Genomic DNA, 23,760 nt, shown 5'->3' with positions numbered 1-23,760 from the left:
AAGCGCCGCGAGACTTAAAGTCTCGCAAGCTCTTTTTGTAATTGACGGTATTGCGTGAGTAGAGCTTTTAAACGCTGTTGTTTTACTAATTCTTCTGGCTCAACAAAGTTGAGTGCTTTTTGAATTTCATCCGCTGCTTTTAAATAAGCGCCATATTGGGCAAGAACATCAGCATGGGCTTCGTGATAAGAAGCCATGTTTTCTTGCTTTTTATAGACATCAGCAATGAGCTCTTTTGCAAGATTGTTTTCAGGTTTCGCTAATAAGTAAGATTTTAAAATACGCTCAGCAAGGTCAAATTGTTTTGCTTCCATCGCAGCATTTGCATAGTTTAAGGCAATCACCTGATTGTTTGGTCTATCGATATCTAGTTTAGCTAAAAACTCTACCGCTTCATTCGCTTTGCCTTGTGCAATCAATAAGTCGGTGTGGGTATCGATATAAAATAAGTTCTTTGGATCTTGCTCAAGTAAAGGATTCAAAATGCTGGCTGCTTCATCAAGCTTTTTCTGATCTAATAAGCTAATCCCTAAACCGTACTTGAGTGCGGTGTCATTATGTACGGTGTTTTCACGCATTAATTTACGAAACAAATCTTCAGCTGCTTTGGCTTTTTGATGATAACGGGCAATAACACGGCTCTTAGCTAAGTTAAATTCTAAGCTATCGGCATAGTGTTTTTTTGGGTATTGCTCGGCACGCAAGCGCACATCAGAAACGCGGCTTTCAGGTAATGGGTGAGTCAGCAAAAATGCCGGCGGCTTATATTTATAACGGATTTGTGCAGCAAGTTTAGTTAAAAACTCACTCGATTGGCGAGGATCAAATCCGGCATTATTTAAGGTCTGCATACCAATGCGGTCCGCCTCTTGCTCTGCTGCACGGCTGTGAGTTAATTGACTAAATGCCGCTTGGGTTTGGTTTGCAGAGATAATTGCAATACCGGCATCAGGTGCCACTACAGTAGCTAAAATACCTGCAATCATACCAGCGATGGTTAACGCACTGTTATCTTGTTGTTGTTGAATACGACGGGCTAAATGGCGGCGCGTTACGTGAGCTATCTCATGTCCAAGTACTGAAGCAAATTGGCTTTCGTTATCCGCTTGAGCGATAAGACCCGTATGCACACCTACATGGCCACCGTAAAAGGCAAAGGCGTTAATCTCAGGATTGTTTAGCCAAAAAAAGGAGAATGGAAAACGAACATCGTTGGCATTCGCCACTAAACGTCTACCTAGGGTAGTGAGGTATTCATCAAGAACAGGATCATTCACAACCGGTGATGAGCCACGAATTTGCATCATCATCACTTCACCAATTGCTTGTTCTTTTTCAATCGGCAAAGCTTGTAAAGCTGAGGTCCCTAAATCGGGCAGCTTAAAGTTAGTTTGTGCCTTCAACGGCTCACTATGCAGTATCGAAAATGTGAGTAATGCACTGCATAGTGTAATAAAGGCTGATTTTAGTCGCATCTTATTCCTTGTTGATTTGCTCACCTAACATGACTTTTGCTATGTCTATTTCGTCGCTGCATGCTCGGCTGTCTTTTTCGCACAATTGATAGAAATCTTTTATTGTGACTCCATCTAGCTTAACAACGTTCAACTCTCGTTGTAAAAAAGTTATGATTTTATGCACTACTTTATGGGCATGAAGGATTAATGCTTTGTCAGCTTTATCGCCTCTTTCAAAGTAAAAAGCGATGAATTTATGAAGCTGGTTAAAGCGAATTAGGTTTTTCATGGTGTGTGGATCCCACACCTTAAATTCCATAAAGCGATTGTCTTTAATGTACTGATCTACTGTAACATCTTTTGCATAAGGATAGGCCCATAATTCGAAGCCTCGGTCGGTAAAACTTTGATGTAATGCGATACGTGGTTTTTGCTCACAGACAATTTCGCCCATGTCGGTTTCATAACCGTCTAATATATCGAGGTTCCAGTTGCGTGGATCAATTAATCGTTTCACCGCATTATCAAAGCCGTGATCCAAAATCCCTTCAGATTCGCTAACAGAAGATGCCACCATATGATAAAAAGGCGGCAGCTCGCCCCAATTTATTTGTTTTTTATACCAGTTAATCTCTTTAAGAGTTGGATTCGCAGGTAATTGCGCTTTATTATGCGAGGCAGGCATCTTGTTTCCTTTACTACCAGTTATTGATTAAGGATAAACTATTGTTTTGCGTGTTTTAAGAAAAAAATGAGTTGTTTCTCATTATAAAGACTTATTTTTGCAAGATGCTGACATCTTATACTTATTATTCATATTAATAACGCAGTTGATTCGCTATGTTAACGGTTGATTTAAGGGACTATAAGTGTCCTCAACAATTTATTCAGTTTAAATTAGGGTTGAATAAGGCAATATCGGCTCAACAAGCCGTGACTTTTACATTCAATGCTGCAGAGGCAACGGACGATATGCAGCGATTTTTAGAAAAACATCATTACCATTTTAAAATTGACCTAGAATTAGGTGTGCTAACCGTGGAGCCCATTCGTGTTTGAGTATGTAAAAGCCTGGTACGAAAATAAATTTTCAGATCCCCATTCAGTAACTTTGTTGTTACTGCTTATTGCAACCTTTGCATTTTTCTATTTTTTGGTTCGTTAATCGTACCAGTGTTAGTCGCCTTGGTGATTGCTTATTTACTTGATTGGCCCGTAGCCCATTTAGAAAAGCTAGGTTTAAAACGGTTTACCGCGACGATTATCGTGATGTTGGTATTCAGTGGATTAATGATCACAATTATTGTTGGTATGGGGCCGGTGCTTTGGCAGCAAACCAGCAACCTTGTTCAAGAAACGCCTTATATGATCGAAAAGGGCAAAGCACTGCTATTACACCTTCCGGAAGATTACCCAAGTTTGATAACTGAAGATCAGGTTAAATCAATTGTTGCCAGTGTTGAAACCAAAGCCATTGAATTTGGCCAGTTAGTGCTATCAGTGTCGTTAACCTCGATAAAAGACGTGGCGGCATGGTTGATTTATCTGATTTTAGTGCCGCTTTTAGTGTTTTTTATGCTTAAAGATAAGTTAGAGCTCACGCAAAGTGCTGAGCGGTTACTGCCTAAACAGCGCCGCTTGATCATTCAAGTTTGGCAAGAAATGAATCAGCAAATCATGAATTATATTCGCGGTAAGGTGTTTGAAATATTAATTGTTGGTACTGCATCTTTTATTGCCTTTGCAGTACTTGATCTTCGCTATGCAGCTTTACTCGGTGTGTTGGTTGGCTTGTCGGTGCTTATTCCATTTGTAGGGGCGGCATTGGTGACCATTCCTGTAGCCGCCGTGGCGTTATTTCAGTTTGGTTTAGAAACACAATTTTGGACCATTTTAATCATCTATGGCGTGATCCAAGCACTTGATGGCAACGTGTTAGTGCCGTTACTGTTCTCTGAAGCGGTCGATTTAAACCCCGTGTTTATTATCGTTGCAGTACTGTTTTTTGGTGGTTTGTGGGGTTTTTGGGGGTGTTCTTTGCAATACCGCTGGCTTCATTAGTAAAAGCGCTTATAAATGCCTGGTCTTCTAAGAAGGTTGAGCTAATAGAAAGTTAGCTTAGTCTTAAAAAGTATAGAAAGCGCACTTTACTGACTAATTGATTATTATAATTTAGCCGTGAAAAATGTAAAATAGGTTATAAGATATATCTTTTAGTAATATGGTGCGTTTTACATGGCAAATTTTTACCTTCCTGACGATGCTAATCAGCAAATTTATTTAGATGCGAATGCAACGACTCCTGTACTTCCTGAAATTGCCGATGTGGTTTCGCACACGATGCGAGTGTGTTTTGGTAATCCATCAAGCTCTCATATTACGGGTATTCAAGCAAAACACTTATTAGAGCAAACACGTAATAAAGCGCGTGAAGTTATTGGCGCGACTGATGGTGATATTTTATTTACCTCAGGTGCAACCGAAGGTATTCAAACAGCGGTTGTTTCAACACTGATTGCAGCTAAAAATCATCAAGTTGAAAACCCGGTATTACTGTATGGTGCAACAGAGCACAAAGCGGTGCCAAATACGCTCAAGCATTGGAACAGTGTGCTTGATATCAACGCTCAGGTGCTAGCAATCCCTGTTGATAAAAATGGTATTTTAGATCATGAGTTTATTCGTAAACATGCTGCGAATGCACTGATGATTTGTACTATGGCAGTCAACAACGAAACTGGTGTATTCCAAGACTTAACCGCTATTGAGCAAGTTATTCGTAGTGAAAATAATAATGTGGCTTGGATGGTTGACTGTGTACAAGCATTAGGCAAAACCAACTTGGCGCTAAGCCAAACAACCATTGATTATGCCCCATTCTCTGGTCATAAATTGTATGCGCCTAAAGGCATTGGTGTACTTTATATTCGTAAAGGCAGTGCGTATACGCCATTTATTGCCGGTGGCGGCCAAGAAAGCGGAATGCGTTCAGGTACAGAGAACTTACCCGGTATTGCTGGTTTAAATAAGCTGTTCTCTTTATTACTTGATAAACAAAATCAAACATTTAAGCCGCTTGAGCAGTTACATGCTTATCGCGATCAATTACTGGGTGCGCTATTAGATACATTTGGCAGTATTACCTTTAACCACAGTTTTGAGCATTCAGTGCCAACAACGTTGAACTTTGCGGTGAACGAATTAACCAGTAAAGAAGTAATGGATTTATTTGATGCTGCGGGTATCCGTGTGAGTGGCGGCTCTGCGTGTAGCTCAGGTGCAAATCGTAGTTTTGTTTTAGATGCGATGGGAGCCAGTGATTGGCAAAGTGAAAATGCGATTCGCATGTCATTCGGCCCAGCTGCAAGCCAGCAAGAAATTGACTTTGCTTGCGATAAAATTCGTTCTTTAAAACCAATTCTAGAAGCAAACTGTTTGGTTGTGTCTGATAGTACATCGCCTCAGCAAGAAGTCTGTGCGATTGGCTTAACACAACTGCGCCATCAAGCAGCGTGCTGTTGGCTTTATGTCGACAGCGATAAAAATGCAGTGGTGATTGATCCCATTATTGAGCTTATTCCGCGTATGGCGAAAATTGTCGCAACTCAAGGTTTAACAGTAAAAGCAATTATCGATACGCATAATCACCAAGAGCGTTTATCGGCTCGCTGTCTATTAACCAAAGAGCTAGCAGAGCGCTATGTTGCTAATGAAATAGATGAACTTGGCTGGCCTAAAAATTCAGCAGCTATCGAGTTAAGCCGTGCACGTTTAAGCAAAGTTGCGACACCGGGTCACAGTGACGATAGTGTTAGCTATTTATTGAAAGATACGCTAAGTGGTAATGTTAGCTATTGTTTCTGTGGTGATTTAATTTTACCAGGTGGCTTGGGCAATACGGCAATTAGCGGCGGCGATGCAGCAAAAATGGCCTCGTCGTTAAAACAGCTTGCACTGGAAGTACAAGATTCAACGGTGATTTGTTCTGGTCATGATTATCAGCAGTGTTTTGCTATGGATTGGCATGCACAAAAGGCAACGACGCCGTTATTAGCAAATCTATTAAACGAGCAAGTATCAGATGATGAGTTTGTTGAATTAAAGCAACAAGCTGATGAGCAAAAGCATTCAATGAGTCACTCTTTATGTGGCTATGTTGAAACACTTGAAAGTACGCCAATGAAACAGCTTGCTGCAAGTGATGCTCAAGCAATGCTAGATGATAAAGCCACTTACTTAATTGATACACGCGAACCTTATGAGCATGGTGCGAATAATTTAGCTGAAATATTCACTGTTGCTGATAGCAAAGTGATCAACATTCCACTGAGCCGTATGGCAAACGCTATCGTGCAAGGGCAGCTTGATAAAGACCATAGCTACATTTTGGTTTGTCGAAGTGGTAACCGTTCTAAACAAGCGGCAAACAACTTGTCGCAGTTAGGGTTTGAAAACGTTTATAACTTAAATGGCGGTTTAGCATTGCTATAATATTTAGTAAGTACATATAAATTAGTCATTAAAAAGCCGCTATCTAGCGGCTTTTTCGTAACTTGCATAAATTAAGCTGAGGTTGGGCCTGAGCTTTCCCGTACCACTAATGAAGGGGTAAAGGTCGTGATGATGTCTTTATCTTGATTTCGTGCACCGCGGGTTTTTCTAAACAGTAAACGCGCTGCATGCTGCGAAATCACATCATTCGCCTGATGAGCTGTAGTGAGTTTAGGCCAAGTCTGACGCGAGAACGGTGAGTCCTCGAAGCCGGTAATTGATAACTGCTGTGGAATTTCAATTCCCATTAAGCGTGAGGCAAATAACGCGCCTGCTGCCATTTCATCGTTACCGCCAAGAAGGGCAGTGATGTTTTTCGGGTTATTCTCACCCAGCAATGCTTTTGCACCTTCTACACCTGATTCGAAAGAATACTGGCCTTCGTAGATCAGCTCATCATTCATCGAGATGCTGTGATCTTTTAATGCGGCCTGATAACCCTCTAAGCGTTCAGTTGTTGATTTATGTTCTTTGTCACCACATAAAAAACCAATATTTTTATGCCCAAGCGACAGTAGGTGAGAAGTAATCTCGTACGCGACGGCGTAGTCGTTCACATAGATACAAGTGTCTTGGTCTTCTTCTGTAGGGCGACCAGAGAGTACGCGTACATAGTGAATGCCCATTTCATCAAGCATATCGATAATGCTATTTTGCTCTGACAGCGGTGGCGTTAATACAAGGCCTGCCAAGCGAGAGCGCTTGATCATGGTTTTAAAATCTTCTTCCATGTTGCCATCAAGGTAATTACACGGATGAATTACTAGCTCATAGCCTTCTTCTTTACAGCGCGACAACACACCATTTTGCATGTCGATGACATAATAAGCATTCGGGTTGTCATAAACTAAACCAACAGTAAAAGACGATGTGCCTGCTAGGTTACGAGCTGCAAGGTTTGGTTGATAGTTCAACGTGTTAACAGCGTCCATCACTATGTCGTACGTTTTTTTCTGACCGATGGCTCTTTATTTATTACTCGCGACACGGTTTTCATTGAAACACCCGCGAGCTTGGCTACATCATTTATGGTTACTTTCATACTGTTACTTTATAGTTAGTTATATTTGTATTATAATAATATCGAAAAGTGTTCACCAGAGCGCTTTTTCTTAATAGGTACATTAATATTTAATATAAGTTGGTTAGTGTATCTAATGTTCTACCAAATTAGCAGTAAAATAATTGAGATAATTTTTATGATACCGGTGTCAAAAGAGAAAAATTGCGCTATTATCTCGACTATAAAATGTAAAAGTAGAACATTGACAGCGTTGTCATTTTAACTTAGTGTTAATTTTCATCGTGTTTTTAATTGCTGTCTTTATTCAACATTAATAAAAAGATAGTTAATAATCAGTTTGTTGCAAGTTTTGAGGGGATTATATATATGAGCAGCCGTTCGCAATTAGCTAGTTGGCAAGCACTATCTGAAAGTGCCAAGAAGATGAAACAAATTCATCTTAAAGATTTATTTGCCAAAGATAGCACGCGTTTCGAGCAATTCTCAGCTCAAATCCCAGGCGTATTATTCGATTACTCAAAACAACAAATTGATAAAACGGTTTTTGAACAGCTTATTGCTTTAGCGAAAGAGTGTGACATTAGCGCATGGCGTGAAAAAATGTTCAGTGGTGAGAAAATCAACATTACTGAAGACCGTGCGGTACTTCATACTGCTTTACGTAACCGTGCTAACACAGCTGTAATGTTTGATGGTGAAAACGTAACAGACGCTGTTAACGCTGAACTTGCTAAAATGAAAGCCTTTGTTGGTAAAGTACGCAGTGGCGAGTGGTTAGGCTACACAGGTAAAGCTGTAAAAGATATTGTTGCAATTGGTGTAGGTGGTTCAAACCTTGGTCCGCAAATGGCAACTGAGGCACTTGCTGCTTATGCTGATGACACATTAAATGTGCATTACGTATCAAATGTCGATGGTGTTCAGATTGCATCTGTATTACAAGGTTTAGACGTTGAGACAACATTATTTGTTATTTCATCTAAAACGTTTACCACCTCAGAAACCATGACTAACGCTAAATCAGCCGTTGAGTGGTTTTTACAAACAGCCCAAGCACAAGAGCATATTGCTAAGCACTTTGTCGCTGTAAGCACCAATTTAGAAAAAACAGCGGCCTTTGGTATCGCTGATGAAAACGTATTCACAATGTGGGATTGGGTAGGCGGTCGCTTTTCTTTATGGAGTGCGATAGGATTACCAATCGCCCTGTACCTAGGCTTCGACGCGTTCGAAGAGATCCTAGAAGGTGCGTTTGAAATTGATGAGCATTTTAAAAATGCTGAATTTGAAAATAACGTACCATTGTTAATGGCGCTTTTAAGTGTTTGGAACACAAGCTTTTTAGGCTATACGGCGCAAGCTATTTTACCGTATGACCAAGCACTACACATGTTACCTGCGTATTTGCAGCAAGGTGAGATGGAAAGTAACGGTAAACATGTTACTTTTGCTGGTGAAACGGTTCCTTACACGACGGTTCCAATCATTTGGGGCATGACAGGTATCAATGGCCAACATGCTTTTTACCAATGTCTGCACCAAGGTAATGTGATTGTACCTGCTGACTTTATTGCTTCAATTGAGCCGCAAGTCAATGTTGGTAAGCACCATGATATTTTATTATCAAACTTTTTTGCACAAACCGAAGCTATGATGGCCGGTGTTGATGCAGAGCAAGTAACTGCAGATTTAACCGCGAAAGGTAAATCTGAAGCAGAAATTGCAGAATTATTGAATCACAAGATTCACCAAGGCAATCGCCCAACAACGTCAATGTTATTAGATAAAGTTGATGCGAAAACGGTAGGACGTTTAATTGCGCTTTATGAGCACAAGATCTTCTGCCAAGGCATTATCTTAGAAATCTGCTCATTTGACCAATGGGGTGTAGAGCTAGGTAAGGGACTTGCCTCTAAAATTGAAGCTGAATTATTTGATGACGGAGTAAGTCATCCACACGACAGCTCAACCAATGGACTGATCGCTTACTATAAAACACATCGTAAGCAGTAATAGATTCGCAGCAACAGCTGCAAACCGAATACCTTTGAACGGGTAGCGCTGGAGTTCTTAGGGCCTGTATTTTTGTGAGAGGATTTACAGAGCCCCTAAGACTCATTTACTTCAGCCAAAATAAGAATAATGAGTAAGCTACTTACAAACAAATTCAACAGGCTTTGTTAAAGGGATCATCTAACACAGCCAAATCAACCAGATAACAACACGCACTGCCATACTGCATGAGTCGATTAACATGGCATTGCCAATGTAGAGAGTGATATATGTTAAATCCATTTGATATCGTAATTTTTGGGGGCGGCGGTGATCTTGCGTTACGCAAATTACTTCCTGCAATGTATCGCGCTTATCAAGAGGGCAACCTTCCTCAAGGTTCTCGTATCCTTCCTACGGTACGCGAAGAAAGCAAACGTAAAGAATACATCGAAACAGCACATAAAGCGTTACAAGACTTTTTAGGTAAAGGTGAGTACAACGCAAAAGATTGGAAAGCGTTTTCAGCTTACCTTGTACCCGTTGTATCTAATGTGACAGAAGCCGACGATGACTGGGATAAACTAAGAGATATTCTTAATGAGCACGATGCTGATAAGTCTCGTGTTTTTTACCTTTCATTACCACCTGCGGTTTACGGTAGCTGCTGTGAAATCTTATCTAAGAAAGGTTTAATCACAGAAACATCACGTGTTGTTGTTGAAAAACCAATTGGTTACTGTGGTGAGTCTGCTGAAGCAATCAATGCAAAAATTGCTGAATACTTCAAAGAAGAGCAAGTATTCCGTATTGACCATTACTTAGGTAAAGAAACCGTACAAAACTTAATGGCACTGCGTTTTTCAAACTCACTGTTTGAAAACCTATGGGATGCTAAATCAATCGATAACATCCAAATTAGCTTATCAGAAACAGTGGGTCTAGAAAGCCGCGCTGGTTTCTACGATAAAGCAGGTGCATTACGCGATATGGTTCAAAACCACTTGCTACAATTACTTTGCTTAGTGGCAATGGAATCACCAAACAAATTAAACGCAAACAGCATCCGTACTGAAAAATTAAAAGTACTTGAGTCGCTACGTCCGTTAGTAGCGGAAGATGTTGATGCAAACATTGTCCGTGGTCAGTACGTGCCAGGTAACTTAGACGGTAAAATTGTCCCAGGTTACTTAGAAGAATTAAACGAAGGTGCAAGTAAAACAGAAACTTACGTTGCAATTCGTGCGCATATCGATAACTGGCGTTGGGCAGGTGTGCCTTTCTATCTTCGTACTGGTAAACGTATGAAAAAGCGTTGTGCTGAAATCGTTGTTGAATACAAAAAAGTGTCTCACAACGTTTATACCGACAACGTAGGTAACATTGAACCAAATCGTCTTGTTATTCGTCTGCAACCAGAAGAAACAATTCAATTAACACTGATGTCTAAGCGCCTTGATAACCTTGAGATGCAACTAGAGCCAGTAACTATGAACATTGAGTTATCTCAAGCGTATAGTAATGGCTTCCATTCAGATGCTTACAAGCGCTTAATGTTAGATGCCGCAGCAAATAACCCATCGCTGTTTATTCACCGTGATGAAGTTCGTCAAGCATGGAAATGGATTGACCCAATCATTGAGCGTTGGCAAGAAAAAGGTGCACCATCGTTATACCGTGCTGGTACATGGGGCCCTGAAGATGCAGATGAGCTTTTAGAAGAAAACAACCATGTATGGTTTAACACAGGCGATAAGGCGTAATTAAGATGGCAACAATTGTTGAAAAATTCTTTGCAAACAAAGACGAATTAACAGCTGAGCTTTCTTCAAGCCTTGAACAAAGCCTTGTTGCTGGTATTAAAGAAGATGGTCGCGCGGTATTGATGGTATCGGGTGGCTCATCGCCAGCACCTGCTTATAAGCACTTATCAAACCTTGAACTTGATTGGGCAAACATTGATGTTGCTATGGTTGATGAGCGTTGGGTTGATGCTGATCATGAAAAAAGTAATGAAGCATTTATCAAAAGCACGTTATTACAAAACCATGGCGCAGCAGCTAATTTCGTGACAATGAAAAATGACGCATTAACGGCGCAAAACGGTGTAGCTGAATGTGAAGCTGCATACAAAGCATTAAAGCGTCCTTTTGATGTGACAATTTTAGGCATGGGTCCTGATGGTCATACGGCTTCACTTTTCCCGCATGCTGAAGGTCTTGAACATGGCCTAGCGACAGATGATTTAGTATGTGCAATTAATGCCATTGAAAGCGATGTGACGGGTAAAATCACTGAGCGTATGACGTTAACTTTAGCTGCGATTGCAGATTCTAAAGTAGTGAAGCTTTTAATTAGCGGTGAAGAAAAACTCGCTGTTTATAAGCAAGCGAAAGAGGGCGGTGCAGTTGCTGACATGCCTTTACGTGCTGTATTGAATCACCCACATATCAATATCGAAGTTTATTGGGCGCCTTAATCGCCCGATTAAACTCAATGTCAAAAGCGAGCTATTATGCTCGCTTTTTTGTTTTTGAATACTCACCTTTAACGAGCAGTTTTGCATAAACTCGTTTTCTTTAAATAGCCCGATAAAGTGTTAGACAAGTACAAAAGGGCTCTATATAATTAAAATGACAACGCTGTCATTGTTATTGATTTTTATTCTCGACACTCCCTTTGACTCATTCTGCCCAGAAAAAGTTAAAAATAATTTGTACATGACAGCGTGCTTTTAGAAACACGGTAGTTTTTTAAGCTAATTTATTGTTAGATAACAGGTTTTATATAACTTTTAGTTATGCTTAATAAATGCTCAGTGGAAACTAAAGCTTACAAAAACACATGTGATTTTTAGCAAATTTCAAAAACTCATCCTTTTGGTCTTTTCATCTGCAATATCACTCATGCTATATTTGCGCCGTTTATTTGTAACAATTCTTAAATACTCAATATTAAATATTAGTTATATCAATAGCTTGATTATTTCGTTGTAAATTTTTTGCACAAATTAACCAAAAAGATGTAGCACAAATGTAATTTAGAGTGTATGGTTTGTTACTAGATGACAGCGTTGTCATCATCACTGGGCAGAAGTGATATAAAAAACCAACAAAATGATTCAAGGGGAATCCTGTGTTAGCTAAAAATTTTAAGAAAAGCTTATTAGCAGTTAATATCGGCCTCGTAATGAGTGCTGGGTTCACTGGCGCTGCATACGCAGCAGATGAAACTAAAGTTCAAGAAGATGTTGAAGTAATTGAAGTCCGCGGTATTCGCCGCTCACTCGAAGCTTCAATGAATACTAAACGCTTCGCTGACAGCGTTGTCGATGCTGTATCTGCAGAAGATGTCGGTAAGTTTCCTGATAGCGATGTAGGTGAAGCGCTTGGTCGTATTTCAGGTGTTGCTGTTAACCGCGCATTTGGTCAGGGTCAACAAGTGTCAATTCGTGGTGCATCTGCACAGTTAACACGTACTTTACTGAATGGCCACTCAGTTGCTTCAACAGGCTGGTATGATCAACAATCTATCGATAGAAGCTTTAACTACACATTACTTCCACCAGAAATGGTTGGAGGCATTGAGGTTTATAAATCATCTCAGGCGAATCTTGTTGAAGGTGGTATCGGTGGTACGGTAATCGTAAACACGCGTAAGCCTTTAGATCTGGACGCTAATACTCTTTTCGGAAGTGTGAAAGCTGACTACGGCACTATTTCTGAAGAAACAGATCCTGAAATCTCTGGCCTTTATAGCTGGAAAAATGATGAAGAAACCTTTGGTGCACTAGTTTCAGCAGCATTTTCTGAAACAAATTACCAACGTAATGGTATTGAGTCATTAGTTGGTTGGGGTGATATTGTTCCTTCAACATTCCAACAACAACGTGAACGTACTGCTATCAATGCAGCTTTCCAATACCGTCCAACTGATTCTTTAGAATTAGGCCTTAATGTAATGAGCCTAGATCTTTCGGCTGATAACGCGAATACTTCTTTATTTGTCATGTTCCCTGATGATAAAGATGCTGCTTGTGAACAAGTTAATGTAGATGGCACGTGTACTTTCTATCGTCGTTCTGGAGAAGGAGCAAATCCAGGTTGGGCACAAACGTGGGCACGCGCAGGTTCAATGACTTCGGATACGGTTGATTTTGAATTCAAATACGCTGGCGAAAATTTCGAACTTAAAGGTCGAGTGGGTAATACACAATCTGAAGGTGGTACAGATTTAACAGCGAACTATGGTTTCTGGTTAGGTACTCCGGCAGATTATGCAGGCACATACGATGCAACTGGTGATGTAATTGACATTGATGTTGCCAATAAATCGTTTACTCCAGATGACTTCCAAGGGCAACTTTCTTCAGCAGGTTGGGCACTTAAAAAGCAACCTAACACAGATGAAGAGACTTATGCGCAGTTCGACTTAACTATCCCTGTAGATTTCGGTGCTATCACAGCAATCAAAACAGGTTTCCGCTGGGCTGATCACGAAGTTAAGCAAGAAACCTATACTGCAAACTTAGTTGACTCAATCGCTGCATACGATGCGTCTCGCTATTATTCAGGCACTGTTTCTTCAGGTGCAGGATATACACTACCAGAGCCAAACCTAGATCAAATGATTAGTGATGGTTATGCTGCTATTACAAGTTTCGACAATACGTCAATTGCTTATAAGTCTGGTTACGGAACAATTCAAGAAGAAAATATCTCTTTATACGCAATGGCTGATTTTTCGGCAGAAGGGATTCGCGGTAACTTTGGTTTAAGATATGTTTCTACAGATGCTGAGTCAGATTATTATGCTCTTGATGCGAATGGTAGTTATGGTAATGGGTTAAGCACTGAAAAAGCTGATTACAGTGAAGTTTTACCGAGTGTAAACGTAGCGTTTGACTTAACTGAAGACCTGATTTTACGCTTCTCTGCAGCACAAGTTATTTCTCGTGCCAATTATAGCGATATGTTTGCTGCATCATCTCTTTCTGGTTATGAAGATGGTACTGTTGGTAACGAAGTAATTTCTACTGGTAACATTGGACTTGAACCGTTCAAAGCAACCCAAGCTGATTTTGGTATTGAATACTACTTTGATGGTGACGGCATGATTAGCGCGGCTTACTTTATCAAAGATATTTCTTCATTTACAAAAGTCGATCAGATTCTGAATCAAAGCATAGGTATTGTAGATCCAGATTCAGGTGTTGATAATTGGACTGTTGCTACAAAGGGTACTGGCTCTGGCGGTGAGATTAAAGGTATCGAGCTGCAAATTCAAGATGGTTTCGACAGTGGCTTTGGTTATCAAGCGAACTACACTTGGGTTGATTCAGAAGCTCCGGCGGAGAACTTCCCTGACCGTATTGAATTATTCTCTGACTCTTCAGAGCATACGGTTAATTTAGTTGGTTACTATGAAGCAGATTTCTATAGTGTACGTTTAGCGTACAACTGGCGTTCAGAGTATATGGTTCGTGAAGCACCATACTTCTATGGTAATCGCGAGCATCAAGACTACGGTACGCTTGATCTAACAGCTAAGTTTGCTGTGACTGACTACCTAGACTTAACATTTGAAGCGGTTAATATTACTGAAGAAGATAGTATCCAAATTGGTACTGCTACAGGCGATGCTGAGGTTAAACCTGAGCTTCGTAACGGCTACCCAGCATGGAGCTTTGAAGGTGAAGCACGCTACAAGCTAGGTGTATCACTACGTTTCTAATTTGATTTAGATAACGAAATTAAGAAAGCCCAGCTCGTACTGGGCTTTTTTGTGAGTAATACCAATCCGCAATAATACTGAGGTATTTTGAGGGATTAAACCTGTCGCTACCTGCGTTAAAAATTTCTGATTTACGACTGCATGGATACAGAAGGTAGAGCAATGCAGGAGCAATTGCCGAGCACAACTAAATAACGAAATTTTTGCCTTGTTATCAACGAGGTTTTATTGCCTCAAAATAGACCATTTAATTAAGCGAATTGATATAAAAAGTGGGCGAGTAAAAATGATAAAAAAAATCGCAATTGTTGGTGGCGGAACAGCTGGTTGGTTAGCCGCTAACCATTTGGGTCATGCGCTTTTGCAAAGTGGCATTGAGATCACGTTAATCGAGTCACCGAATATTGCCAGCATAGGTGTCGGTGAGGGAACCGTTCCTTCGATGCGCAACTCTTTGCAAAAGTTTGGCATCAGTGAAAGTGACTTTATCAATGAATGTGATGTTACTTTTAAACAGTCAATCAAGTTTGTAAATTGGCTAGATAAACACAAACATGGTGCTAACTTTTACCATCATTTATTTGATCACCCACATATATTCGCTGAGGAGTTAACGCAGCAGTGGCTTGCTGAGGGTAACGGTAATGATTACGCAGACTTTGTTTCTAAGCAACATGCGTGTTGTGAAAATAATCTAGCACCAAAAACAATTGCAACACCACAATATGCCGGTATCAATGGCTATGCCTACCATTTTGATGCTAAAAAGTTTGCTGCATTCCTAGGAAGTCATGCCACGCAACATTTTGCTGTAAAACACCTGTTTGCAGAAATTAAAGATGTCAGCTGTGATGAGCAAGGTTTTATTACACACCTAATCGACTCTGAAGGTAACGCCTTAGAATTTGACTTTATTATTGATTGCTCAGGCTTTTCGGCTGCCTTTATTGGGCAAAAACTAGGGGTGGGCTTTGTTGATAAGTCAGATAGTTTATTAACTGATACTGCAATCACATTACAAGTGCCGACACAAAGCGATGATGAAATACCGCCTTACACTATTGCTACGGCACACCAAGCTGGTTGGATCTGGGATATTGCGCTCACAGAGCGAAGAGGAGTGGGGTTTGTTTTTTCATCTAAGTATATGAGCGATGAGCAAGCACACGCTAAATTGCATCATTATTTAGGTAATAAATTTGAGCACTTAACGCCAAGAAAGATCCCGATGAAGGTAGGGCATAGAGAAAAAATGTGGCACAAAAACTGTGTCGCTATCGGCTTGTCGCAAGGGTTTGTTGAGCCACTTGAAGCAACTGCCATCTTAATTGCAGACTTTTCTGCGGGGTTATTAGCTAAACGTTTTCCTCGTACCCGAGATGACATTAACTTAGTTGCTGGTGATTACAATCAGCAGGTGAATTATGTATGGCAACAAACGTTCGATTTTATAAAAATGCATTACTGTATTTCGGATAGAACTGATTCGGCCTTTTGGCGTGATAACAAAAAAACTGACCAGTTATCAGAAAAACTAAAAAATAATCTAGCACGCTGGCAGCGCTTTACACCGGTACGGGAAGACTTCGCCAGTAAGTTCGATTTATTCGACTTAGAAAACTACTTATATGTATTGTTTGGTATGCATTATGTACCCGCCAAACAGCAATCTAAGCAGAGCGACAATCAACAAGTCGCTGAATTTAAACAGCAACGCGTCAAGCAGTTATTAAGCGAGCTACCTAAGCACAGAGAACTGTTAGATAAAATAAAGAAATTTGGCTTACAGAAGTACTAATTTGATTAACTGAGCTGGCTAATACGCATTAGCCGGCTCAGTTAATTCTAAAAAATGAGGAGATAGATAAGCGACTGTTGTTTAGATCATTGCTGTAAGTTTTGTTATTAAAAAGAGCTGCGCTATGCAGTAGGTTGCTCTTATATATTACGAGCCTATTGATCTTCGCTTCAATATCCACCACTTTTTCAAAAAGCGCTGTTGTTTCATTTAAATAGCCTTGATGAGTCGCGCTGTGTTTTTCTATATCAGCAATCATGTTATGCACGCTATTTTGGTTATCAGCTGTCACTTTAATGATGTTGTCGGGCAGATATTTGTATATGCCTGTACCGCCCCATTCTTTAGATGACAAATAATGCACTGCTGCAAATGTTTTATCATCCGTTGAATCAATATGTGGCATACGCTGCAAGGTATTTAATTCATCGGCATTTTGAGTAACTAATGAAAGCTTACAACGGTGAAGGTATAAATTATTTTCGCCGCTAGTAATGGTTCCTTGCTCTAAAAGCTCATTAAGTAGCTGTTCAAAAGCACGGTAGTAGGGCGCTGGCATTTCATCTCGCTTACCGGGGTAGAGTGTTCCATCACTGCCAAAAGGCTGGAAATAGGCTGTCTCTGTGGCAAATTGATAAACTGGCTCAAGGTTGTGTAAAAAGTCATCAATAATAATAACCGTCTCATTAATTTCACCAATAAACACCTGGCTTACTTTATAGTCTTTATTTAATTGATAGCCTTCCATCATTTGCCTTAATTTTGTCCATGATATTTTGAATATACTAACAAAAATAGTGGCTTATGCGTGATAATATTTACCTACTAATCGCTTGTTTTTTCATCGCTAGGGGTTAATTAGTAGGGTGGGTAAATTTGTTAATTTATAATGTACAAACTGCCACAAAATTTTCACTTCCTTTTTGTTGCCAAAACCTATAGGCTTTGGGCACTAACAGCAAAAACATATTATAAAATTAATGGAGCAGTATCATGGCGGAGCAACAAGTACAGCCTTTACATAACGAAAAACATGCCAACACTAAAATTCAAAATGGCATCAACATCGAGTTCATGAAATCTCAGCACTTAGTACCTGTGGTTGCACACGAATTTGCACGCATCGCAAATGAATTCCCAATGGCATTTGTTAAAAACAACGAATCAGGTCAATTCCAAGCAGTTGCTTTATTTGGTCTAGAGCCAGGCGAAAACCTTTTCATTCAAGATGACAAATGGACAGCTGCATTTGCACCTATGTCTATGACTCGTTACCCACTTGGTCTTGTTAAGCACCCTGAAGCTGACCAATTTGGTATCGTAATCGACGAAGCAAGCCCGCTTGTAGGTGAAGAGACAGGTAATGCACTTTTCGAAAACGGTGAAGAAACTGAATACCTTAAGCGTCGTAAAGAAGCACTTGTTTCTTTCATCGAGTTCTCTCAGGTAACTGAAGCATTCACTAAGTACCTTGCAGACAAAGAACTACTAGTAGCTCAAACGCTAACGGTAGAAATCAAAGGTGAGAAAAAAGACATCAACGGTATCTACCTTGTTGACGAGAAAAAACTTAACTCACTAAGCGATGAAGAGTTCTTAGACCTTCGTAAGCGTGGCTACCTTGCACCAATCTACTCTTTCTTAACGTCTACTCATCAAGTAGCACGTTTAGCACGTTTAAAAGCAGCTAAAGCTTAATTTTAAACTGCTGAAAAAAAGCGCCATTAGGCGCTTTTTTTGTTTCTTTCATCGGTTAAAGCTTGAAAACCAGCGCTGAATTATTCACATTGGGCTTACAAACTAAAATAAATATAAGTGCCCCTATGTTAAAAACATTTCTCACCTCAGCTATTGCGCTTAGCGCATTATCATTTAGTACTTTAAGTCACAGTAGTGATCAACCTTTCGCTATCGCTATTCATGGCGGTGCAGGGACGATTGAAAAGAGCCGCTTCACGCCAGAACAAGAAAAAGCCTATCGCGCTAAATTAAAAGAAGCCGTTGAAACAGGCTATGCGGTGCTAGAAAAGGGCGGTGAGAGTCTAGATGCCATCACTGCGGCAATTAATGTGCTTGAGAACTCGCCGTATTTCAACGCAGGTCGCGGTGCTGTATATACTTATGACGGTGCACATGAGCTTGATGCATCAATTATGGATGGTCGTACACGCCAAGCCGGTGCTGTTGCAGGGGTTAAACACATTGAAAACCCAATTAACCTGGCACGCTTAGTGATGGAAAAATCAGTGCATGTCATGCTTAGTGGTCAAGGTGCAGAAGAGTTTGCAAAAACTCAAGGTATGCCACTGGTTGAAAACAATCTATTCGATACGGAAAATCGCTACAAAGCGTTATTAAAAGCAAAAGAAAAGCTCGATAAACAAAAAGTCACCAGTAAAGACTACCAAGCTGCACACAAAGCCTTACCAGTTAATTATAAAATGGGCACTGTTGGAGCGGTTGCACTTGATAAAAACGGCAATATTGCTGCAGGTACTTCAACAGGAGGTATGACAGCAAAACGTTTTGGTCGCGTGGGTGATGCACCCGTGATTGGTGCGGGTACCTTTGCTGAAAACGAATCGTGCGCAGTATCTGCGACAGGTCATGGTGAGTATTTTATTCGCTACAATGTGGCCGCTGATATTTGTGCTCGCGTAAAGTACCAAGGTAAAACCATTGCGGAAGCAGGTAACGAAGTCATTCACGATGTATTAATGCCTGTAGGGGGCACAGGCGGTGTGATCATCATTGATGCTAAAGGTAACATTAGCTTGCCGTTTAACACCGCAGGTATGTATCGTGCGAGTAAATCGAATACATCACCAACGTATGTGGGTATTTTTAAAGACGAATAATTACCTGTAACGAATCTTCAGACAATAAAAAACCGAGTTTCACAACTCGGTTTTTTATTGCCATAAAGTTATTGGCGATTAATTTTTACCATGAAGGGTGTTTCATCTTGATTCGTTGAGCGATAAGGATTGATATCTAAACCGCCACGGCGTGTATAACGGGCATACACTTCAAGCTCTTCGAGGTTTAATTGCTGCATTAAATCGCAGTAAATACGCTCTACACATTGTTCATGAAATTCGTTATGAGTTCGAAACGAAATTAAGTATTTTAATAAGGCTTCATGGCAAATTGCTTGGCCTTTATAACGAATAATCACACTCGCCCAATCAGGCTGTGAAGTGATCAAACAGTTCGATTTTAGCAAATGACTGTGTAAGGTTTCTGAGACAACCTCATCACCATTATGGCGAAGTGAGCTGGCATCAATATCATAGCTGGTGATTTCGATATCCAGATCATCAATACATTCGCCCGGTAACGCTGTAAATGGCAAACAATTGAAATCATCTGCTTGGTATAAAGTAACGATCACGGGTGCATTTACCGCGACGGATAAGTCTTTACTCAGTGCTTGGTGAACGTCATCTCGCGTCTCAAAGCGTGTCTGATTAAAGCTATTTAGGTACAGTTTGAATGACTTTGACTCAATGATGTGACTGCTTTGGCAAGGAAATACAAATGTTGCCACAGCGACCATAGGTTTACCCTTGCTATTTAGCCACGATAATTCATAGCCAGTCCAGATATCTTGGCCTTTAAACGGTAAGTTATCTTCGCTAACACCTAATGCATCACGGTTTAATTTGCGGGCAATAGGAAACAATAAACTGGGTGTGTAGGTATCTACATACTCTGTGCTTTTACCAAGAACACTGTTTTTCAGTTCGGGTGAGTTGCTGTAATCTGTCATCTTTACACTTTTGTAGTTACAATGGCGGCATTATACCTAAAGCCAATGAGTTTCGCAGTATGTCTGTTTCTACAAAATTAGATAAGTTACATCAAGCATTTAGTGAAAAATGCGTCGAACGCACAGGAAAGCTCCCTGTTATTGAACATGATACAGCATGGCCAAGTCCATGTGAGCAGGGCGAAGTCGATGAGCAAGGGCTTATTCAGTGGTGTGCAGTTCCACAACAACCTGCTGGCAGTTTAGAAGACTTAGCCAAGGCACTCGAATTATCGTTTCCTGAAGATTTAAGCCCATTGTTTGGTCATGTTTATGCGGGTAATTTGTTATTGAGTATTGATGATCATCACATTGAACTGCTACAAGCATGGAATGAAGATGATTTTAGCCGCTTACAGCAAAATATTACCGGTCACGTGTTAATGAAGCGAAAGTTAAAGCAGCCAGAAACCGTGTTTATTGGTCTAACAGAGCAAGATGATCTGCTGATCACTGTATTAGTCGAAAGCGGTGAGGTTTGTTTAGAGTACGTGGGTAAAAAACCACATCATGTGCTAGCAACTAGCATCAGTGAGTTTTTAGACAAAGTAACGGTAGAAGCTTAAAAAGTAAAAAGGGGCGGTTGCCCCTTTCATGTATCTGGTTATTGCCTTTATTAAGCTATTGAAAGTCCCACGAGATATTCGAAACAATGCCACAAGGCTCGCAACGAAAATCAAATAAGCCAAACCATGGCTCAGGTAATTTCCATTCGCCATCGCAACTTGGGCAACGACGTTTAAGCTCTGACTCTTTATCAACGCCGCCAACACGATATAAATAATAATAAACAGGCTTCTTGGTTAGAAAACTAATACGCTTAGTGATATCGCGACCACGGCGATATAAGTCACTATTGATACTAGTTAGCTCTTCAAGCGCAGGAAATTCGCAACGGGTTGCACCATTGATCTGAATTTGATCGCACGCTTGCCAGTCTTCTTGCCATTTTATCAGTGTTTTGTAATCGCCATTGGCAATTGCCGGAATGCGAAATAATGGTACAGGCAAAAAGTCATCACCACAATAAAGTGGGCTGCAGGTATGCACATACGTGGTATATAAAATATAGCACGATGGATCATGGCACATGTCTGCGCCATTTGAGTGAATGTCTTGGCCGATCACTTTTACTTTTGGTGCCAGTAAGCCCGCGGTGTGTAATTGCTCAATACTGTGCTTTACAAACGGGCTATGGTTGAGCGGATGCATCGCATCTTCGGTTGGGCACATCACACGGGTAATGAAAAATCCATCTTTTAAAACTGTTGGGAATTCATCACCAATGATTTGACCGTTAAAACGAAGTGCATTAACAAGGCGGTTTATCGCCTGCTCAGCAAGCTCTAGGGTGGTATCTTGGTAGCAATCAAAAGTCAGATCGACAACAAACATTATTTTTTCTCAAGCAGTGCTAATAACCTATCTAATTTAGCTTCAATACGATCCAATTGACTTTCATTGGCTGTACTTACTTGTTCATTTGACGGGTTATTAATGAAATTTTTAATTGAATCCGGATTGTTTTTATATTGGCTAACCGTCGCGATGATCACAGGCATCGGCATAGGTTGAGTTAGCTTACTTTTAGTTAGGGCAACTGTTGGGGTTTTACCTTCATCAAGAAGGGTTTTAATTGCATCAAATACAACGGCATTCATTTTCGTATAAACTCTTTAATAAAAGACTAAAAAGCACCGCAGTATATGGGCTGCAGTGCGCGCGTATGGTAGCAATAATAGATGTGGAGTGAAATTACTTTCCTTATTTACACACTAAAAGTTTGCTTTGAGAGTGTGTAAATAAGAAAGCGAAACATTACTGACGTAACCTTGCATCTAATTCATCAATCACTTCGCTCCAAGCTCCATCTTCAGCAAGTGATTCTGCTAAAAAGTGTTGCTGAGCTTCATCCCAAAAAGGTGCTTCCTGCAAGAGGGTCGTATCAGACAGTTGATGCGATGCTATAAAAGCATCTATTTCACTTTCTTTGCTTGGCAAACCAAGTTGTGCAAATAGGGTCGAAATGTCATGTTTTGTCGTATCCATAGTTCTGCTCCTTGTGTATGGCGATAATTATTACTGCTTGAACTTAATGATGATGAACAGCAGTTTAACTTACGCTGAATTTGTCTTTAATCGCAGTAGGGTATATACCTTATAGTCTAGTACTAAAATAATAAAACAAATAAAAGGATGAGTATTTTGACAGTTGCTGAACCCGAAACCTTAAGTGTGCAATACCTAAGTGCTGAAGACATCAGCACTGCTGCAAGCCTTATCTATCAAGCCTATCATGATGATCCTGTTCTTCAGAACGTGTTAGGTTTTCAACAAGATAATCCAAGTAAATACGAAACTAAATTACGTGCCTTAGTGCGTGAAGAGCTGGCAAGTTTTTGGCAAGAAAAACAGCCGTTAATAGGCCTTTACTCACAAAGTAGATTAAAAGCTATTGCGTGTGTATTTGATTCGGCAAGTGAGCTACAAGCTGAGCGATACTGGCATTGGCGATTAAAGCTGATGCTCAGTGCGGGTTACTTGCAAACCAATCAGCTTATAGAAAAGGAGCGCACTATTCGTGAAGCGCTGTCGACCAAAGGTCATTATCTATTTTTAGCCTTTATTGCCGTTGACCCACATTTTCAAGGGCAAGGTTTGGGCCGATATCTGCTGAGAGGCCTTGATGATTTAGTTGAGTCAAGCAATCAAGCAAGTGGATTAGCAGTCTTTGTTACTCGCTCTGAACAACGCGAATTCTTTAGCTCTGAAGGGTTTGAGGTGTTCAAGGCTTTGAGCTTTAACCAAGTCGAAGGTGACTTGATGTTCAAAGCGGCACAGTGACGAAAGGACGTTTTGGAAATAGCAATGTGAGATAAATCTCACATTGCTGTGAGTTTTATCAGTTTAATGCCGTTAAATTTGTACCTAAAATTGCTTATTTTTATGATTTTAAAGGATTTATTGTTTTTGTCATTTTTGTGACTTAGAAAAAATTACTTTTTATGCCTACCAAGATTTCTCCGTTTCTCTAAACTTAATCATGTCAAGAAGACGCAGGTTCAATGAATGAACTGATGCCAAGGATTAGGATTATGGCAACAAAGCAAGATGCTTAGCAGGAAGCAAAGGGACAAGAGCTAGGGAAGCAAGGAAGAACGAGGACACTGCTAGGATGCAGTACAATCGCGGAGCGATTGAAAAGGACTGACCAAAGGATGATTTTAGCAGGAAGCTAAAGGAGCGTTTGGAAAACGAAGTGGATAGCCATTGACGGCAAGAGGACGGCACTAGGATGTGTTAAATGCTACAAGAGGTAGCATGGTGGGTGTATCGGATGTATACCCGTTCAGGGGAAAGATAAAAAGGCAGCTTCGGCATAAGTAAGGATACT

At 40.4% G+C, this 23,760-nt stretch carries 18 protein-coding genes and 2 pseudogenes; 12 read left to right on the top strand and 8 right to left on the bottom strand.

The features are described from left to right. Nucleotides 1-14: 14 nt before the first annotated feature. Complete coding sequence (locus P4S60_RS10975; RefSeq protein ID WP_337115984.1) at nucleotides 15-1,475, bottom strand: M48 family metalloprotease; 1,461 nt, start codon at nucleotides 1,473-1,475, stop codon at nucleotides 15-17. 1 nt (nucleotide 1,476) lies between these two features. Next, the gene (locus P4S60_RS10970; protein WP_288344052.1) at nucleotides 1,477-2,142 is read right to left on the bottom strand and encodes a hypothetical protein; all 666 of its coding nucleotides are present in this window, start codon (nucleotides 2,140-2,142) and stop codon (nucleotides 1,477-1,479) included. Nucleotides 2,143-2,297: 155 nt separating this feature from the next. Here P4S60_RS10970 and P4S60_RS10965 point away from each other — a divergent pair, with 155 nt between their 5' ends. From P4S60_RS10965 to P4S60_RS10955, 3 genes and pseudogenes are all read left to right on the top strand, one after another. Beyond that, nucleotides 2,298-2,516 carry a hypothetical protein gene (locus tag P4S60_RS10965; RefSeq protein ID WP_063706947.1) on the top strand — a complete coding sequence of 73 codons (219 nt, stop codon included), beginning with the start codon at nucleotides 2,298-2,300 and terminating at the stop codon, nucleotides 2,514-2,516. After that, a pseudogene (locus P4S60_RS10960) lies at nucleotides 2,509-3,574 on the top strand (AI-2E family transporter). The gene P4S60_RS10965 and the pseudogene P4S60_RS10960 overlap by 8 nt, the downstream one beginning before the upstream one ends. Before the next feature lie 118 nt (nucleotides 3,575-3,692). After that, the gene (locus P4S60_RS10955) at nucleotides 3,693-5,948 is read left to right on the top strand and encodes an aminotransferase class V-fold PLP-dependent enzyme (protein ID WP_337115983.1); all 2,256 of its coding nucleotides are present in this window, start codon (nucleotides 3,693-3,695) and stop codon (nucleotides 5,946-5,948) included. Nucleotides 5,949-6,019: 71 nt separating this feature from the next. Here P4S60_RS10955 and P4S60_RS10950 read toward each other — a convergent pair. Next, nucleotides 6,020-7,050: pseudogene (locus P4S60_RS10950) on the bottom strand (LacI family DNA-binding transcriptional regulator). A 348-nt stretch (nucleotides 7,051-7,398) separates the two neighbouring features. On the opposite strand from P4S60_RS10950, the gene pgi reads away from it, so the two are divergent. From pgi to P4S60_RS10925, 5 genes are all read left to right on the top strand, one after another. Then, the gene (pgi, locus tag P4S60_RS10945; protein ID WP_337115982.1) at nucleotides 7,399-9,045 is read left to right on the top strand and encodes a glucose-6-phosphate isomerase; all 1,647 of its coding nucleotides are present in this window, start codon (nucleotides 7,399-7,401) and stop codon (nucleotides 9,043-9,045) included. A 269-nt stretch (nucleotides 9,046-9,314) separates the two neighbouring features. After that, nucleotides 9,315-10,787, top strand: a complete 1,473-nt coding sequence (gene zwf, locus P4S60_RS10940; RefSeq protein ID WP_337115981.1) for a glucose-6-phosphate dehydrogenase — start codon at nucleotides 9,315-9,317, stop codon at nucleotides 10,785-10,787. Nucleotides 10,788-10,792: 5 nt separating this feature from the next. Continuing rightward, nucleotides 10,793-11,503, top strand: coding sequence for a 6-phosphogluconolactonase (gene pgl, locus P4S60_RS10935; protein WP_058586230.1), 711 nt, complete (start codon nucleotides 10,793-10,795; stop codon nucleotides 11,501-11,503). A gap of 656 nt (nucleotides 11,504-12,159) precedes the next feature. Then, a complete protein-coding gene (locus tag P4S60_RS10930; protein WP_152968941.1) occupies nucleotides 12,160-14,757 on the top strand; it encodes a TonB-dependent receptor in 2,598 nt (865 codons plus the stop codon). Between the two features lie 286 nt (nucleotides 14,758-15,043). After that, complete coding sequence (locus P4S60_RS10925; protein ID WP_337115980.1) at nucleotides 15,044-16,555, top strand: tryptophan halogenase family protein; 1,512 nt, start codon at nucleotides 15,044-15,046, stop codon at nucleotides 16,553-16,555. 37 nt (nucleotides 16,556-16,592) lie between these two features. On the opposite strand, the gene P4S60_RS10920 is transcribed toward P4S60_RS10925, so the two are convergent. Next, a complete protein-coding gene (locus P4S60_RS10920; RefSeq protein WP_337115979.1) occupies nucleotides 16,593-17,303 on the bottom strand; it encodes a DUF6445 family protein in 711 nt (236 codons plus the stop codon). Between the two features lie 245 nt (nucleotides 17,304-17,548). Between P4S60_RS10920 and P4S60_RS10915 the strand changes: the two genes are divergently transcribed. Together P4S60_RS10915 and P4S60_RS10910 are read left to right on the top strand one after the other, a co-directional pair. Next, on the top strand, nucleotides 17,549-18,253 hold the full coding sequence (locus tag P4S60_RS10915) for a SapC family protein (RefSeq protein WP_337115978.1): 705 nt from the start codon (nucleotides 17,549-17,551) through the stop codon (nucleotides 18,251-18,253). A gap of 125 nt (nucleotides 18,254-18,378) precedes the next feature. Then, nucleotides 18,379-19,413 carry an isoaspartyl peptidase/L-asparaginase family protein gene (locus tag P4S60_RS10910; RefSeq protein WP_337115977.1) on the top strand — a complete coding sequence of 345 codons (1,035 nt, stop codon included), beginning with the start codon at nucleotides 18,379-18,381 and terminating at the stop codon, nucleotides 19,411-19,413. A 68-nt stretch (nucleotides 19,414-19,481) separates the two neighbouring features. Here P4S60_RS10910 and queF read toward each other — a convergent pair whose 3' ends face one another. Further along, nucleotides 19,482-20,327 carry an NADPH-dependent 7-cyano-7-deazaguanine reductase QueF gene (gene queF, locus P4S60_RS10905; RefSeq protein ID WP_337115976.1) on the bottom strand — a complete coding sequence of 282 codons (846 nt, stop codon included), beginning with the start codon at nucleotides 20,325-20,327 and terminating at the stop codon, nucleotides 19,482-19,484. Nucleotides 20,328-20,386: 59 nt separating this feature from the next. Between queF and syd the strand changes: the two genes are divergently transcribed. Then, the gene (gene syd, locus P4S60_RS10900) at nucleotides 20,387-20,932 is read left to right on the top strand and encodes a SecY-interacting protein (RefSeq protein WP_337115975.1); all 546 of its coding nucleotides are present in this window, start codon (nucleotides 20,387-20,389) and stop codon (nucleotides 20,930-20,932) included. A gap of 55 nt (nucleotides 20,933-20,987) precedes the next feature. On the opposite strand, the gene P4S60_RS10895 is transcribed toward syd, so the two are convergent. The 3 genes from P4S60_RS10895 to P4S60_RS10885 all read right to left on the bottom strand — a co-directional run bounded on the left by P4S60_RS10895 (nucleotide 20,988) and on the right by P4S60_RS10885 (nucleotide 22,415). After that, a complete protein-coding gene (locus P4S60_RS10895) occupies nucleotides 20,988-21,761 on the bottom strand; it encodes a Zn-ribbon-containing protein (protein ID WP_253039315.1) in 774 nt (257 codons plus the stop codon). Further along, the gene (locus tag P4S60_RS10890; RefSeq protein ID WP_337115974.1) at nucleotides 21,761-22,027 is read right to left on the bottom strand and encodes a hypothetical protein; all 267 of its coding nucleotides are present in this window, start codon (nucleotides 22,025-22,027) and stop codon (nucleotides 21,761-21,763) included. The genes P4S60_RS10895 and P4S60_RS10890 overlap by 1 nt, the downstream gene beginning before the upstream one ends. Before the next feature lie 157 nt (nucleotides 22,028-22,184). Continuing rightward, nucleotides 22,185-22,415 (bottom strand): DUF2789 domain-containing protein, encoded by a 231-nt coding sequence (locus P4S60_RS10885; RefSeq protein ID WP_036969581.1) that lies wholly within the window; start codon nucleotides 22,413-22,415, stop codon nucleotides 22,185-22,187. Nucleotides 22,416-22,562: 147 nt separating this feature from the next. On the opposite strand from P4S60_RS10885, the gene P4S60_RS10880 reads away from it, so the two are divergent. Further along, nucleotides 22,563-23,210, top strand: coding sequence for a GNAT family N-acetyltransferase (locus P4S60_RS10880; protein WP_063706980.1), 648 nt, complete (start codon nucleotides 22,563-22,565; stop codon nucleotides 23,208-23,210). The last annotated feature ends 550 nt before the right edge of the window (nucleotides 23,211-23,760 follow it).

This window comes from Pseudoalteromonas sp. Hal040 (genome assembly GCF_037162425.1).
GTDB classification, from domain to species: domain Bacteria; phylum Pseudomonadota; class Gammaproteobacteria; order Enterobacterales; family Alteromonadaceae; genus Pseudoalteromonas; species Pseudoalteromonas gelatinilytica.
The sequence above is the reverse complement of the archived record's forward strand: the minus strand, read 5'-3'. Positions and strand labels throughout refer to the sequence as shown.

What these genes read in the sequence shown, in the direction of transcription:
- P4S60_RS10975 (WP_337115984.1), bottom strand. Translation starts at nt 1,475, where the DNA reads ATGCGACTAAAATCAGCCTTTATTACACTATGCAGTGCATTACTCACA.
- P4S60_RS10970 (WP_288344052.1), bottom strand. Translation starts at nt 2,142, where the DNA reads ATGCCTGCCTCGCATAATAAAGCGCAATTACCTGCGAATCCAACTCTT.
- P4S60_RS10965 (WP_063706947.1), top strand. Translation starts at nt 2,298, where the DNA reads ATGTTAACGGTTGATTTAAGGGACTATAAGTGTCCTCAACAATTTATT.
- P4S60_RS10955 (WP_337115983.1), top strand. Translation starts at nt 3,693, where the DNA reads ATGGCAAATTTTTACCTTCCTGACGATGCTAATCAGCAAATTTATTTA.
- pgi (WP_337115982.1), top strand. Translation starts at nt 7,399, where the DNA reads ATGAGCAGCCGTTCGCAATTAGCTAGTTGGCAAGCACTATCTGAAAGT.
- zwf (WP_337115981.1), top strand. Translation starts at nt 9,315, where the DNA reads ATGTTAAATCCATTTGATATCGTAATTTTTGGGGGCGGCGGTGATCTT.
- pgl (WP_058586230.1), top strand. Translation starts at nt 10,793, where the DNA reads ATGGCAACAATTGTTGAAAAATTCTTTGCAAACAAAGACGAATTAACA.
- P4S60_RS10925 (WP_337115980.1), top strand. Translation starts at nt 15,044, where the DNA reads ATGATAAAAAAAATCGCAATTGTTGGTGGCGGAACAGCTGGTTGGTTA.
- P4S60_RS10920 (WP_337115979.1), bottom strand. Translation starts at nt 17,303, where the DNA reads ATGGAAGGCTATCAATTAAATAAAGACTATAAAGTAAGCCAGGTGTTT.
- P4S60_RS10915 (WP_337115978.1), top strand. Translation starts at nt 17,549, where the DNA reads ATGGCGGAGCAACAAGTACAGCCTTTACATAACGAAAAACATGCCAAC.
- P4S60_RS10910 (WP_337115977.1), top strand. Translation starts at nt 18,379, where the DNA reads ATGTTAAAAACATTTCTCACCTCAGCTATTGCGCTTAGCGCATTATCA.
- queF (WP_337115976.1), bottom strand. Translation starts at nt 20,327, where the DNA reads ATGACAGATTACAGCAACTCACCCGAACTGAAAAACAGTGTTCTTGGT.
- syd (WP_337115975.1), top strand. Translation starts at nt 20,387, where the DNA reads ATGTCTGTTTCTACAAAATTAGATAAGTTACATCAAGCATTTAGTGAA.
- P4S60_RS10895 (WP_253039315.1), bottom strand. Translation starts at nt 21,761, where the DNA reads ATGTTTGTTGTCGATCTGACTTTTGATTGCTACCAAGATACCACCCTA.
- P4S60_RS10890 (WP_337115974.1), bottom strand. Translation starts at nt 22,027, where the DNA reads ATGAATGCCGTTGTATTTGATGCAATTAAAACCCTTCTTGATGAAGGT.
- P4S60_RS10885 (WP_036969581.1), bottom strand. Translation starts at nt 22,415, where the DNA reads ATGGATACGACAAAACATGACATTTCGACCCTATTTGCACAACTTGGT.
- P4S60_RS10880 (WP_063706980.1), top strand. Translation starts at nt 22,563, where the DNA reads ATGAGTATTTTGACAGTTGCTGAACCCGAAACCTTAAGTGTGCAATAC.